Source organism: Amycolatopsis sp. FBCC-B4732 (assembly GCF_023008405.1).
In the GTDB taxonomy this organism is placed as follows: Bacteria; Actinomycetota; Actinomycetes; order Mycobacteriales; family Pseudonocardiaceae; genus Amycolatopsis; species Amycolatopsis pretoriensis_A.
Genome location: NZ_CP095376.1, coordinates 520001 through 533380, shown reverse-complemented (window position 1 = coordinate 533380; position 13380 = coordinate 520001). Strand labels below are relative to the sequence as shown.

The window sequence follows — 13380 nt, the reverse complement described above, 5'->3', positions numbered from 1 at the left end:
AGTGAGGACCCGAGTATGCCTACCTCTGCTCGCACCTACGGACAGTTCTGCGGCCTGGCCCGGGCGCTCGAGATCGTCGGCGAGCGCTGGTCGCTGCTCGTCGTCCGGGACCTCATGCTCGGCCCGAAGCGGTTCACCGACCTGCAGCGCACCCTGCCACGCATCCCGGTGAGCATCCTGACCTCCCGGCTCAACGAGCTCGAAGAGTCGGGCGTGGTCCGGCGGCGCGTGCTGTCGCAGCTGGACGGCGGCATCGTCTACGAGCTGACCGAGTACGGCACCGAGCTCGACCACATCGTCCTCGACCTGGGCCTGTGGGGCTCGCGGTCGCTGACCTACCCGAAGCCGGACGAGGTCTTCACCCTCGACACCGCGATCATCTCGCTCTACACGACCTTCCAGGAGGAGGCCGCCACGGGCGTGCACGTCAACTACGAGCTGCACCACCCCGGCGACATGGTCGTGCACGCCATGGTCGACGACGGCGCGCTCAAGGCGTCCGCGGGCGCGCTGCCCGCCGCCGACCTGGTGATCGAGCCGCAGGGACCGGCGCTGCTGGACCTGCTCAACGGCAACCTGTCCGCGCCGGACGCGATCGCCAGCGGCAAGGTCCGCGTCGAGGGCGACCCGGCGCACCTGGACCTGTTCACCCGCCTGTTCCGCGTCCCGCCGGCCCCGGACCGCCCGACCGGTCTCGTCGCGCACTGACCGATCCGCGCCGCGGGGCCACCCCGCGGCGCGCAATCGGCCGAGTACCGCAGTTTCCCTGGTGGAATGCGCAATCCGGAGTAACGGATCACCGCTCGCGGACGGCTATCGTCTACGCACACCTTTCGACTTCGGGAGACCTGGGGTTCGCATGTCGACGTCCGAAATCACTCGCCCTGCCGGGTTCCTGGGCAGTCTCAACAGCCGGTACCACAACCGCGCGCTCGCGGTGTTCATGCTGATCGTCCTCGCCCACTGGGGCGAGCACATCGTGCAGGCCGTGCAGATCTACGCGCTGGGCTGGCCGACTTCGCGAGCCCGCGGCGTGCTCGGCATGCCCTTCCCGTGGCTGATCTCGCAGGAGTGGCTGCACTACGGCTACGCACTGGTGATGCTGGTGTTCCTGTGGGTGCTGCGGCACGGGTTCGCGGGCCGCTCGCGGCAGTGGTGGAACCTCGCGCTGGGCATCCAGTTCTGGCACCACATCGAGCACCTGCTGCTGTTCATCCAGGCGCAGAGCGGCTGGCGGCTGGCCGGGCAGAAGGTGCCCACCAGCATCATCCAGCTGCTGGTTCCCCGGGTGGAACTGCACCTGTTCTACAACACGATCGTCACCATCCCGATGATCGTCGCGGTCGTGCTGCACCGGCGTGCTTCGGCCGCCGAGCGCGAGATCACCGGCTGCTCGTGCGGTGTGCCGAGGCAGCCCGCGCTCTCCGCGTCGTGAAACGTGCGCTGGCCCTGCTGGCCTTCCTGGCCGGCTGGTTGCTGCTCGGCGCCACACCCGCTTCGGCGCACGTCGAAGTCGTCTCGTCGACCCCCGGGGACGGCGCCCGCCTGAGCGCGGCGCCGTCCCTGGTGTCGGTCACGCTGTCGGAGAACGTCGGGATCCAGCCCGGGTCGATCAAGGTCGTCGACCTGACGGGCAAGCAGGTGGACTCCGGTCCGGTGTTCCAGCCCGGCGAGGACGCCGAACAGCTCGCCGTGAAGCTGCAGCCGGGCATCTCCGACGGCAGCTACCTGGTCGAGTACGCGTTCGTCTCGGCCGACTCCCACCCGGTGCGCGGCACGTTCGCGTTCGTCGTCGGCACCGGCCCGCTGGTGACGTCGGCGGGCGCGGTGTCCGCGGCCACCGGCACCGACGGCGTCGTCGACGCGGCCTCGACGTCGGTGCGCTGGCTGGCCTACCTCGGCGTCGTCCTCCTCGGCGGCGCGGCGTTCCTGGTCCTGTGCCGCCCGGCGGGCCGTACCGACCGCCGGGCCCGCCGGCTCTTGAACACCGGCGCGGGCCTGGTCGCGGCGGCCACCGTGGCGGCGTTCGTGCTGCAAGGCCCCTACGCGGCCGGGCGGGGCATCGGCGCGGTGTCCGACTTCGGGCTGCTGGCGGACACGCTGCGCGTCGCCTACGGGAAGCTGCTGCTGCTCCGGCTGGTCGCGGTGGCCGTGCTGCTCGTGCTGCTGCCCAGGCTGCTGCGGCCCGGGCAGCCGGACCGGCTGCGGGCCCGCTACGAGAACCTGACCATGGTGACGGGCTTCGTCGTCCTGCTGACGTTCTCGGCCACCGGCCACCCGGTGACGGACCCGGTCATGTTCGTCTCGGTGACGGCGGACCTGGTCCACTTCGGTGCGATCGCGGTCTGGGCGGGCGGCCTGGTCCAGCTGGCCCTGTGCCTGTACCGCCCGGCCCCGGACGAAGACCTGGTCGGAGTCGCGACGCGGTTTTCCCGCATCGCGGCGGGCTCGGTGACGGCGGTCGCGATCAGCGGCGCGATCCTGGCGCTGCGGATCATGCCGGCGCTGTCCACGCTGTGGACGACCGAGTTCGGCCTGCTGGTGCTGCTGAAGATCGCCGGCCTGGCGGCGCTGCTGGCGGTGGCGAGCCGCTCGCGCGCGGCGGTCCGGCGGAGCGTGGCCGAACCGGCCGAAGGCACCACGAAAACGGTCACGCTCCGCCGCCTGCGCGGAGCGGTCGCGGTGGAGGTCCTGCTCAGCGTGGTGGTGCTGGCGCTGGCAGCGCTCCTGACAGTCACACCCCCCGGCGGCTGACATGAACGACTCTTTCATTTCATCTGATGGCATGAAAGAGTCGTTCACGACGTCCGGCGCGCTCAGATCCCGGGTCGGGGCGGGGGCTGGAACGGTCCCCAGGTGAACGCGGGGAGCCACCGCGCCGGCGGCGCGCTCCAGTCCAGTGCCGTGAGCTGGGTCAACGACCGGCGTCCGGCCAGCGCCCGGTAGAGCTCGTGGGCCGGGGCGGTCACCGTCACGCCGGGCCGTCCCGCGCCCGCCGTCCAGGCCGAGCCGCCCGTCGTGCGGATCCCGACCGACGGCAGGCCGCGGCCGGCGATCGAGCCCGAAAAGCCGCGGACCAGCACGTCGAAGCTCGGCGCCCAGGCCAGGTGCTCCACCGGCGGCGGGACGCCGAGGGCCGCGCGCAGGTCGAGTTCGTGGGTGTAGGCGTCCATCACCAGCACTTCGCCGCTGCGCCCGCCCGCGTCCGCGAAGCGCCGGTCGAGTTCGTCGCCGATCTCGTCCCAGCGGTCGAGCAGCTCGGGGACCTCGCGCGGCACCGCGGGCGGCAGCGTGCCGCCGTGGCGCTCGAGGACGCCCTCGGCCTTCTCGAGGACGTGGTCGAGCAGGTCCGTGACGGTCCACTTCGGACACGCCGGGACCGGGCGCCGGTGCGTGCCGGGCCGCCCGTCGAGCAGCGCGCGGACGTGGCGCCGCACTTCCGGGTAGCCGACGAAGTCCGGGGCCGGGACCGGCCGGGTCGCTGTCACGAGCTCACCTCACCCTGGCACGATCGGGGGTCTTGACCCAGTATCCCCTGGTGACGGGCTCGCGGTTCTCTTCGCGTGCCGTCGGACGAAGCGACAGGAGGTCGTGACCTTGCCCACTCTGTGGTCCACGTCGGCGCAGTGGGAACTGCTGCCGCCGGTGCTGCTCGCGCTCGTGCTGAGCGTCGCCATCGGGCTCGAACGCGAAGCCGGCATGAAGGCCGCCGGGCTGCGGACGCACAGCCTGGTCGGGGTCGGGTCGGCCGTGTTCATGCTGGTGTCGAAGTACGGTTTCGCCGACCTGCTCGGCCTCGACCACGTGTCGCTCGACCCGTCGCGGATCGCGGCGCAGATCGTGTCCGGCATCGGCTTCATCGGCGGCGGCCTGATCTTCGTCCGCCGCGACGCGGTCCGCGGCCTGACCACGGCGGCGACGATCTGGGTCACCGCCGCGATCGGCACGGCGTGCGGTGCGGGCCTCCCGGTGCTCGCCGTCGGCGCGACGATCGCGCACTTCGTGGTGACCCGCGGGTTCCCGCCGCTGCAGCGGTTCGTCGCGCGGCACCGCCGGGAACCGCCGCTCCTGCAGCTGAGCTACCTCGACGGCCACGGCGTGCTGCGCGCGGCACTGGCCACGTGCACCGGACGGGGCTGGTCGGTGCAGCACGTCGACGTCGACCACGAGTCCCTTTCCGAGGAGGGGCAACGGATCGCGGTCGTCACGCTGCGCCTCGACGGCCGCGGTGATCTCTACGACCTCGCCGCCGAACTCGCCGAACTGCCCGGCGTGCGGAGCACGTCCACCGGCGCCGGGGAACCGCTCGACGAATGATCACCCGCCCGGGCAGCGCGCGGCGGCGGGTTTGCGGCACACTGGGGTGCACACCGGATTCCCCGGTACCGCAAGGAAAAGGTGCGGCCGAGGAAAAACCATCCAATTCGGAGGTGAGGCATGGCCCCCGGCGGTGGCGAGGACGTGACCCGATTCGACCTGGCGTGGCGCGGCTTCAATCGCGTCCAGGTCAAGGAATACGTCGAGTGGGCCGAGTCCGAGATCCGCAGGCTCACGACCGAACGCGACGCGGCGCGCCGCCGCGGAGCCGAGCTCGCGGAGCGGAACGGTGAGCTCCGCGTGAAGATCGACCGGATCAGCCGCACCCCGATCGCCCCGGACGCCCTCCAGGAGCGCTCGCGCCGGATGATCGAGCTCACCCGCGAAGAGGCGGCCGAAATCACCGGCCGCGCAACGGAAACCGCGGCCCGCATCCGCGAAGAAGCGAAGGCGGAGGCCGTCCGCCTGACCGCGGAGGAGCGCCGCCTGGTGGCCGAGGCGGAAGCGGAGCGCGACCGCCACCGCACCGAGCACGAAGAGCTGATGCGCGCCTCCGAGCAGCGCCGCCGCGAACTCGACGAAGCGGCGGCCCACCGCCGAGCGGAGCTGGAAGAGGACCACAAGCGCGCGATGACGGTCCGCCGCGCGGAGGCGATGCGCGAGCTGGCAGAGCAGGAAGCGGCCGCCAGGACGAAGGCGGACCGGCTGGTAGCGGAGGCCACCACCCGCGGCGAGGCCCTGGTCGGCGCGGCCGAGCGCGAGGTCACGGCGTTGAACGAGGTCCGCGACAAGCTGCACGCGAGCTTGACGGGCTGCCGGACATTGCTGAGCGAGGCAGCGGTGGCCCTGGACGACCGCCCGGCGCCGTTCGACCCGGAAGCGACGTTGCCGATGCCGATGTCGAAGAGAGTGCCGGTCCAGCGCCGCTCACCAGCGGACAACCTGGCCGACCCGGTCAGCTGACCTTGGTGGGTGCAGGTGGCGGGCGGCCGGCGGTGGTGTCGCGAATGACTCATTCGGGACCTTTGCCGTCTCGGCTGGCCGACGCCCGGCCCTGCGGCAGCCGGCCGAGGGTGCCGCGAATGCCCCATTCGGGACCGCTGCCGCCGCCAATGACCGATTCGCGACCTCTATCGGCCCGGCTGGCCGGAGCCCTCGGCGGCCGAGGCTGCCCACCGAGTGCGGCGATGCCGCCAATCCCCCACTCCCGACCACTGCCACCCCGACCAGCCCAGGTCACCGGACCCAGCGGCCACCAGCCAGCTGCGGCGATGCCGCCAATCCCCCACTCCCGACCACTGCCACCCCGACCAGCCCAGGTCACCGGACCCAGCGGCCACCAGCCAGCTGCGGCGATGCCGCCAATGCCCCACTCCCGACCACTGCCACCCCGACCAGCCCAGGTCACCGGACCCAGCGGCCACCAGCCGACTGCGGCGCCCCCAATGGGTCATTCGCGACCTCGCCGCCCCGGCACCACCAGCCCGCGCGGCACTCCAGCGGCGAACCCGCCGACCCCAGTCAGGCCCGTCGCAACCGTGGGCATCCGACCTTGAGCGAGGCCGTCCCCTTCACGCCTCGCCGCGTGTTCGCCCTGGTCACCGCCGTCCTCGTCCTCGCGGCGGCCACCACCCTCGCCAACCGCGTCCTGCCCGGCTGGGCCTACCCCCTCTGCGGCCTGATCGCCGCCCTCATCCTCATCACCCTCGGAAGAGCCGCCGGCTGCAGCTGGGCCGACCTCGGCCTCAGCGCCCTCCGCCGCCCGGCGCTCGTCGGCCTGGCCGGTGCCGCACTCATCGCCGTCATCTTCGGGATCGCGCTGGCGATCCCCAGCCTCCGCACCGTCTACCAAGACGGCCGCGTAGGCGACCCCGACCTCACCCAGCTCCTCTGGCTGACCTGCGGACGCATCCTCTTCGGGACCGTCCTCGTCGAAGAAATCGCTTTCCGCGGAGTCCTCCCCGGCCTCTTCGGCGCGACCGACGACCGCTGGCGCTGGCCGCCCATCCTCTGCTCGGCCGCGCTCTTCGGGCTCTGGCACGTCCTCCCCGCACTGGCCATCGGCCGCAACGCCGCCGTGCACGCCGTGTTCGGGTCGACTCCCGTGGTCGTCCTGCAGATCCTCGCCATGGCCGCGGCCGGTGTCGCCGGGATCTTCCTGCACTGGTGGCGGCACGCCGGCCGGGGCGTGCTCGCCTCCGTCATCGTGCACTTCGCCACCAACGCCGGCGGCCTCATCATCGCCGTACTGGTCAGATAACTTACGAACGGACCAGCCGGGCGATCGCGTCCGACGCTTCCCGCACCTTCAGGTCCGCTTCCTCGCCACCCGACGCCGCCGCCTGGACGACGCACGTCGCCAAGTGCTCGTCGAGCAGTTCCAGCGAGAACGACTGCAGTGCCTTCGTCGCCGCCGAGACCTGGGTCAGGATGTCGATGCAGTACTTGTCCTGCTCGACCATGCGCTGCAGCCCGCGGATCTGCCCCTCGATCCGGCGCAAGCGCTTGAGATAGGCCTCTCGTTCGGTGCCGTAACCCGTCATCGCCCACCTGTCCCCTCGTCCGCGTCCCTGACCACCGACTATACCCTCCGGGGGTTCAGCGGAAGCGGCGCAAGCGAAGGCTGTTGCTCACCACGAACGCCGACGAGCACGCCATCGCCGCGCCTGCGATCATCGGGTTCAGCAGGCCGAGCGCCGCCAGCGGCAGGGCCGCCACGTTGTACGCGAACGCCCAGAACAGGTTCCCCTTGATCGTCGCGAGCGTGCGCCGGGCCAGCCGGATCGCGTCGGCCGCCACGCGCAGGTCGCCGCGGACCAGGGTCAGGTCGCTCGCCTCGATCGCCGCGTCGGTGCCCGTGCCCATCGCCAGGCCCAGGTCGGCCTGGGCGAGCGCGGCCGCGTCGTTGACGCCGTCACCGGCCATCGCCACCACGCGCCCCTCGGCCTGCAGCCGCTTGACGACGTCGACCTTGCCCTCGGGCAGCACCTCGGCGACGACCTCGTCGATGCCCGCTTCGGCCGCGATCGCCCGGGCCACGCCCTCGTCGTCGCCGGTCAGCAGCACCGGCGTCAGGCCGAGTTCCCGCAGCTCGGCGACGGCCCGGGCGGACGTCGGCTTGATCGTGTCGGCGACGACCAGGGTGCCGCGGACCTCGCCGTCCCAGGTCACGCCCACCGTGGTCGCGGCGGCACCCTTCGCACGCCCGACGCTGACCGTGCGTCCTTCGACCACCCCGGTCACGCCCACGCCCGGCGTGCTGCGGAACTCCGTGACCGCGGGCAGCGCGCCGAACCGCTCGCGGGCGGCCTCGGCGATCGCGCGGCCGATCGGGTGCTCGGACGCGGCCTCGACGGCGCCCGCCAGCCGCAGCACCTCGCCGTCGCCCTCGACGAGCGTCATCCGCCCGGTGGTGACGGTGCCGGTCTTGTCCAGGACCACGGTGTCGACGCGCCGGGTGGACTCGAGCACCTCCGGCCCCTTGATGAGGATGCCCAGCTGCGCGCCGCGGCCGGTGCCGACCAGCAGGGCGGTCGGCGTCGCGAGGCCCAGCGCGCACGGGCAGGCGATGATCAGCACGGCGACGGCCGCGGTGAACGCCGCCTCCGTCGCGCCGCCGGTCGCCAGCCAGACGACCAGCGTCGCCAGCGCCGCTAAGACGACCGCCGGCACGAACACCGCCGAGACGCGGTCGGCCAGCCGCTGGACGTCGGCCTTGCCGTTCTGCGCCGCTTCGACGAGCCGCGCCATCTGCGCCAGCCGGGTGTCGGCGCCGACGCGGGTGGCGCGCACGAGCAGCCGCCCGCCGACGTTCACGGTGGCGCCGGTGACCGCGTCGCCCGGCCCGACCTCGACCGGCACGGACTCCCCGGTCAGCATGCTGGTGTCGACCGCGGAACCGCCTTCGGTGACGACGCCGTCGGTGGCGATCTTCTCGCCGGGCCGCGCCACGAAGACGTCGCCGGGGTGCAGCTCGGTGACCGGGACCAGGTGTTCTTCGCCCTCGCGCAGGACGGTGACGTCCTTCGCGCCGAGGTCCATGAGCGCGCGCAGGGCGGCGCCGGCGCGGCGCTTCGACCGCGTCTCGAAGTAGCGCCCGGCCAGGACGAACGTCGTGACGGCGGCGGCCACCTCGAAGTACAGCGTGCCGCCGGTCCGGCCGGAGCTGGTGAACTCGAACTCGTGGCGCATGCCGGGTTCGCCCGCGGTGCCGAACAGCAGCGCGTAGAGCGACCACGCCGTCGCGGCGATGACGCCGAGCGAGATGAGCGTGTCCATCGTCGCGGTGCCGTGGCGGAGGTTGACCGCGGCGGCCCGGTGGAACGGCCACGCGCACCAGGTGACGACCGGCACGGCGAGGGCGAGCGAGCGCCACTGCCACAGGCCCATCTGCCAGTCCGGGACCATCGCGAGGGCCATCAGCGGGACGGTCAGGACGACCGCGAGGAGCAAGCGCTTGCGCAGGGCCGCCAGTTCGTCCGGGGCGTCCGGCTCGGGGAGCCGCGCGGAGTAGCCCGCGGCTTCGACCACGGCCGTCAGGTCTTCGACCGACAGCGCGCTCGGGTAGCTGACCTGGGCTTTCTCGGTGGCGTAGTTCACCGTCGCGGTGACGCCGTCGACCTTGTTGAGCTTGCGCTCGACGCGGGCCGCGCAGGACGCGCACGTCATCCCGCCGATGGCGAGTTCGACGCGTTCCGCGGCGGTCGCTTCGGCCGCCATCACGCCACCAGGCGGTAACCGGCCTCGGTGACGGCGGCGGCGACGGCTTCGGCGGCCAGCGGGGTGTCACTGGTCACGATCACGCGCCCGCTCTCGACGTCGACGTCCACCTGCCGGACCCCGGTGAGTTCGGAGACCTCTTCGCGGACCGACGTGGCGCAGTGTCCGCAGGTCATGCCCTCGACGGTGTAGCTCGCTTCGGTCATCTGAGGGTCCTTTCGCTCTCCCCTCATTTATACCCATCGGGGGTAGGGGTTCACCATCGGGCCCGACAGACTCGACCCATGCGCAAGCTCTACGCGATCGGCATCGGTGCCGGCGACCCGGAGCACCTCACGGTGCAGGCGATCGACCGCCTCAACCGCGTCGACGTCTTCTTCGTGCTCGACAAGGGCTCGGAGAAGGCCGACCTGGTGCGGCTGCGGCAGGAGATCCTCGACCGGTTCGTCACGCGGCCGGGCTACCGCGTCGTGCTGGCGGAGGACCCGCCCCGCGACCGGACGCCGGCGGACTACCGGGCCGCGGTCGCCGACTGGCACGCGGCGCGCGCGGAGGTCTACGAGCGGCTGATCCGCTCGGAGCTGGGCCCCGACGGCACGGGGGCGTTCCTGGTCTGGGGCGACCCGTCGCTGTACGACAGCACGATCGCCCTGATCGAGGCGGTGCTCGCGCGAGGGAACGTCTCGTTCGACTACGAGGTCGTGCCGGGGGTCAGCAGCATCTCGGCGCTGGTGGCCCGGCACCGGACGACGATGAACCAGATCGGCCGCGCGGTCCAGCTCACGACCGGCCGGCGGCTGGCCGAAGGCTGGCCGGACGGGGTCGACGACGTCTTCGTGCTCCTGGACGCCCACACGACCTTCGACCGCTTCACCGACGAGGATTTGCAGATCTTCTGGGGCGCCTACGTCGGGACTCCGGACGAGATCCTGCTTTCGGGCCCGCTCACGGACGGCCTGGCGGCGGAGATCCGGCGCGTACGGGCCGAGGCTCGGGAGCGGCACGGCTGGATCATGGACACCTACCTGCTGCGCCGGCCGGTCCGGAAATAGCGAAAGGCCCCGGGAGAACCGTGAGGTTCTCGACCGGGGCCTTTCATTTGGTTATGTTCGGCGGTGTCCTACTCTCCCACAACCCTTCGGTTGCAGTACCATCGGCGCTGTCAAGCTTAGCTTCCGGGTTCGGAATGGGACCGGGCGTTTCCCTGACGCTAAAACCACCGAAACACTCCGAAACAACACACACCATACTGGCGTGGTGTTTCAGAACCGTAGAGTGGATGCGCAACATCTTCGTAGACAAGTCCTCGGCCTATTAGTACCAGTCAACTCGACAACACATTACTGTGCTTCCATTTCTGGCCTATCAACCCAATGGTCTCTTGGGAGCCTTAACCCACAAAAGGGGTGGGATACCTCATCTTGGAACAGGCTTCCCGCTTAGATGCCTTCAGCGGTTATCCCTTCCGAACGTGGCCAACCAGCCATGCCCTTGGCAGAACAACTGGCACACCAGAGGTTCGTCCGTCCCGGTCCTCTCGTACTAGGGACAGCCTTCCTCAAGTATCCTACGCGCGCGGCGGATAGGGACCGAACTGTCTCACGACGTTCTAAACCCAGCTCGCGTGCCGCTTTAATGGGCGAACAGCCCAACCCTTGGGACCTACTCCGGCCCCAGGATGCGACGAGCCGACATCGAGGTGCCAAACCATGCCGTCGATATGGACTCTTGGGCAAGATCAGCCTGTTATCCCCGGGGTACCTTTTATCCGTTGAGCGACACCCCTTCCACCAGGAGGTGCCGGATCACTAGTCCCGACTTTCGTCCCTGCTCGACATGTCTGTCTCACAGTCAAGCTCCCTTGTGCACTTGCACTCAACACCTGATTGCCAACCAGGCTGAGGGAACCTTTGGGCGCCTCCGTTACTCTTTAGGAGGCAACCGCCCCAGTTAAACTACCCATCAGGCACTGTCCCTGAACCAGATCATGGCCCGAGGTTCAGATTCCCAATTCGACCAGAGTGGTATTTCAACAACGACTCCACAGTAACTAGCGTCACCGCTTCACAGTCTCCCACCTATCCTACACAAGCCGAACCGAAAACCAATACCAAACTATAGTAAAGGTCCCGGGGTCTTTCCGTCCTGCCGCGCGTAACGAGCATCTTTACTCGTAGTGCAATTTCGCCGGGCCTGTGGTTGAGACAGCCGGAAAGTCGTTACGCCATTCGTGCAGGTCGGAACTTACCCGACAAGGAATTTCGCTACCTTAGGATGGTTATAGTTACCACCGCCGTTTACTGGCGCTTAAATTCTCAGCTTCGCCATTACTGGCTAACCGGTCCTCTTAACGTTCCAGCACCGGGCAGGCGTCAGTCCATATACATCGTCTTGCGACTTCGCATGGACCTGTGTTTTTAGTAAACAGTCGCTTTCCGCTGGTCTCTGCGGCCACCCACCCCTAGCCTGCAAGAAGCTTCAGGATGTTTGGCCCCCCTTCTCCCGAAGTTACGGGGGCATTTTGCCGAGTTCCTTAACCACAGTTCACCCGATCGCCTTGGTATTCTCTACCTGACCACCTGTGTTGGTTTGGGGTACGGGCCGTGCATGCACTCACTAGAGGCTTTTCTCGGCAGCATAGGATCACTCTACTTCGCCTCAAACGGCTACGCATCACGTCTCAGAGTATATAAAGCACGGATTTGCCTATGCTTTCTCCTACACGCTTACACCAGGACAACCATCGCCTGGCGGAGCTACCTTCCTGCGTCACCCCATCGCTTGACTACTACGAAATCAGGTCCCACGCTCCACACACCACCATCCACCCGAAGGCTTCAAGCAATGGCTTTGGGTGGTTAGTATCAAACGCCTCGTCATGGGCGCACATGCTCGGGTACGGGAATATCAACCCGTTGTCCATCGACTACGCCTGTCGGCCTCGCCTTAGGTCCCGACTTACCCTGGGCGGATTAGCCTGGCCCAGGAACCCTTGGTCATCCGGCGGCAGAGTTTCTCACTCTGCATTCGCTACTCATGCCTGCATTCTCACTCCCACACCCTCCACGACTGGCTTCCGCCGCCGCTTCCCTGGATGCAGGACGCTCCCCTACCCATCCACACCACTAGACAACACCCTCAAGGAGTGAAGCCGATGTATTGCATGAATGACACAGCTTCGGCGGTGTGCTTAAGCCCCGCTACATTGTCGGCGCAGGACCACTTGACCAGTGAGCTATTACGCACTCTTTCAAGGGTGGCTGCTTCTAAGCCAACCTCCTGGTTGTCTGGGCAATCCCACATCCTTTCCCACTGAGCACACACTTAGGGGCCTTAGCTGGTGTTCTGGGCTGTTTCCCTCTCGACGACGAAGCTTATCCCCCGCCGTCTCACTGCCACGCTCTCACACTACGGTATTCGGAGTTTGGTTGATTTCGGTAACCCGGTAAGGCCCCTAGACCATCCAGTAGCTCTACCCCCGCAGAGAAACACGTGACGCTGCACCTAAATGCATTTCGGGGAGAACCAGCTATCACGGAGTTTGATTGGCCTTTCACCCCTACCCACAGCTCATCCCCTCAGTTTTCAACCTAAGTGGGTTCGGGCCTCCACGACGTCTTACCGTCGCTTCACCCTGGCCATGGGTAGATCACTCCGCTTCGGGTCTAGACCACGCGACTCAATCGCCCTATTCAGACTCGCTTTCGCTACGGCTACCCCACACGGGTTAACCTCGCCACGCAGCACTAACTCGCAGGCTCATTCTTCAAAAGGCACGCCATCACCCAAAGGCTCTGACGGCTTGTAGGCACACGGTTTCAGGTACTCTTTCACTCCCCTCCCGGGGTACTTTTCATCTTTCCCTCACGGTACTCGTCCGCTATCGGTCTTCAGGAAGTATTTAGGCTTACCGGGTGGTCCCGGCAGATTCACAGCAAATTCCACGAGCTCGCTGCTACTCGGGAACACCAAACAAACAATCAACGACATGTTTTCGCGTACGGGGCTCTCACCCACTCCGGCCGCCCATCCCAAGGCGTTCCACTAACACGCGCGATCATTCCGAGGACTGTCAGATCCTCGACGCTGGGTCCCACAACACCGCACATACAACGCCTGACAGCTTGACATATGCACGGTTTAGCCTCTTCCGCTTTCGCTCGCCACTACTCACGGAATCACGGTTGTTTTCTCTTCCTACGGGTACTGAGATGTTTCACTTCCCCGCGTTCCCTCCACACACCCTATATATTCAGGTGCGGGTAACACCACATCACTGGTGCTGGGTTTCCCCATTCGGAAATCCTCGGATCACAGCTCGGTTGACAGCTCCCCGAGGCTTAT

General features: G+C 68.2%; 11 protein-coding genes and 2 rRNA genes (1 of these 13 running past the window's edge). 7 read left to right on the top strand and 6 right to left on the bottom strand.

The window, feature by feature from the left end; translation table 11 throughout:
* Positions 1-15 precede the first annotated feature (15 nt).
* From MUY14_RS02095 to MUY14_RS02085, 3 genes are all read left to right on the top strand, one after another.
* Positions 16-708 (top strand): winged helix-turn-helix transcriptional regulator, encoded by a 693-nt coding sequence (locus tag MUY14_RS02095; protein ID WP_247020216.1) that lies wholly within the window; start codon positions 16-18, stop codon positions 706-708.
* A gap of 151 nt (positions 709-859) precedes the next feature.
* On the top strand, positions 860-1435 hold the full coding sequence (locus MUY14_RS02090; RefSeq protein ID WP_247020214.1) for a hypothetical protein: 576 nt from the start codon (positions 860-862) through the stop codon (positions 1433-1435).
* Positions 1432-2754, top strand: a complete 1323-nt coding sequence (locus tag MUY14_RS02085) for a copper resistance CopC/CopD family protein (RefSeq protein ID WP_247020212.1) — start codon at positions 1432-1434, stop codon at positions 2752-2754. The genes MUY14_RS02090 and MUY14_RS02085 overlap by 4 nt, the downstream gene beginning before the upstream one ends.
* Before the next feature lie 62 nt (positions 2755-2816).
* Here the strand turns inward: MUY14_RS02085 and MUY14_RS02080 are convergent, their stop codons facing one another.
* Positions 2817-3488 carry a maleylpyruvate isomerase family mycothiol-dependent enzyme gene (locus MUY14_RS02080; protein ID WP_247020210.1) on the bottom strand — a complete coding sequence of 224 codons (672 nt, stop codon included), beginning with the start codon at positions 3486-3488 and terminating at the stop codon, positions 2817-2819.
* 109 nt (positions 3489-3597) lie between these two features.
* Between MUY14_RS02080 and MUY14_RS02075 the strand changes: the two genes are divergently transcribed.
* The 3 genes from MUY14_RS02075 (at position 3598) to MUY14_RS02065 (ending at position 6577) form a co-directional block, all read left to right on the top strand.
* A complete protein-coding gene (locus tag MUY14_RS02075; RefSeq protein WP_247025032.1) occupies positions 3598-4317 on the top strand; it encodes an MgtC/SapB family protein in 720 nt (239 codons plus the stop codon).
* Positions 4318-4437: 120 nt separating this feature from the next.
* Positions 4438-5280 carry a M protein gene (locus MUY14_RS02070; protein WP_396126691.1) on the top strand — a complete coding sequence of 281 codons (843 nt, stop codon included), beginning with the start codon at positions 4438-4440 and terminating at the stop codon, positions 5278-5280.
* Between the two features lie 589 nt (positions 5281-5869).
* Complete coding sequence (locus MUY14_RS02065; protein ID WP_247020206.1) at positions 5870-6577, top strand: CPBP family intramembrane glutamic endopeptidase; 708 nt, start codon at positions 5870-5872, stop codon at positions 6575-6577.
* A 1-nt stretch (position 6578) separates the two neighbouring features.
* Here MUY14_RS02065 and MUY14_RS02060 read toward each other — a convergent pair whose 3' ends face one another.
* The 3 genes from MUY14_RS02060 to MUY14_RS02050 are packed head-to-tail and all read right to left on the bottom strand — an operon-like array spanning position 6579 to position 9242.
* Positions 6579-6860, bottom strand: a complete 282-nt coding sequence (locus MUY14_RS02060) for a metal-sensitive transcriptional regulator (RefSeq protein ID WP_125314973.1) — start codon at positions 6858-6860, stop codon at positions 6579-6581.
* A 55-nt stretch (positions 6861-6915) separates the two neighbouring features.
* Positions 6916-9036 (bottom strand): cation-translocating P-type ATPase, encoded by a 2121-nt coding sequence (locus tag MUY14_RS02055; RefSeq protein WP_247020204.1) that lies wholly within the window; start codon positions 9034-9036, stop codon positions 6916-6918.
* Positions 9036-9242, bottom strand: a complete 207-nt coding sequence (locus MUY14_RS02050; RefSeq protein ID WP_247020201.1) for a heavy-metal-associated domain-containing protein — start codon at positions 9240-9242, stop codon at positions 9036-9038. Before MUY14_RS02050 ends, MUY14_RS02055 begins: the two co-directional genes overlap by 1 nt.
* A gap of 78 nt (positions 9243-9320) precedes the next feature.
* Here MUY14_RS02050 and cobF point away from each other — a divergent pair, with 78 nt between their 5' ends.
* Positions 9321-10088 carry a precorrin-6A synthase (deacetylating) gene (cobF, locus tag MUY14_RS02045; protein ID WP_247020199.1) on the top strand — a complete coding sequence of 256 codons (768 nt, stop codon included), beginning with the start codon at positions 9321-9323 and terminating at the stop codon, positions 10086-10088.
* A 55-nt stretch (positions 10089-10143) separates the two neighbouring features.
* Here cobF and rrf read toward each other — a convergent pair.
* A 5S ribosomal RNA gene (gene rrf / locus MUY14_RS02040) occupies positions 10144-10260 on the bottom strand.
* 70 nt (positions 10261-10330) lie between these two features.
* Positions 10331-13380, bottom strand: a 23S ribosomal RNA gene (locus MUY14_RS02035) (it continues 70 nt past the right edge of the window).

Bases quoted from the DNA above. Each gene is read 5' to 3' on its own strand.
- MUY14_RS02060 (WP_125314973.1), bottom strand. From the start codon at position 6,860: ATGACGGGTTACGGCACCGAACGAGAGGCCTATCTCAAGCGCTTGCGC.
- MUY14_RS02055 (WP_247020204.1), bottom strand. From the start codon at position 9,036: ATGGCGGCCGAAGCGACCGCCGCGGAACGCGTCGAACTCGCCATCGGC.
- cobF (WP_247020199.1), top strand. From the start codon at position 9,321: ATGCGCAAGCTCTACGCGATCGGCATCGGTGCCGGCGACCCGGAGCAC.
- MUY14_RS02095 (WP_247020216.1), top strand. From the start codon at position 16: ATGCCTACCTCTGCTCGCACCTACGGACAGTTCTGCGGCCTGGCCCGG.
- MUY14_RS02070 (WP_396126691.1), top strand. From the start codon at position 4,438: ATGGCCCCCGGCGGTGGCGAGGACGTGACCCGATTCGACCTGGCGTGG.
- MUY14_RS02090 (WP_247020214.1), top strand. From the start codon at position 860: ATGTCGACGTCCGAAATCACTCGCCCTGCCGGGTTCCTGGGCAGTCTC.
- MUY14_RS02050 (WP_247020201.1), bottom strand. From the start codon at position 9,242: ATGACCGAAGCGAGCTACACCGTCGAGGGCATGACCTGCGGACACTGC.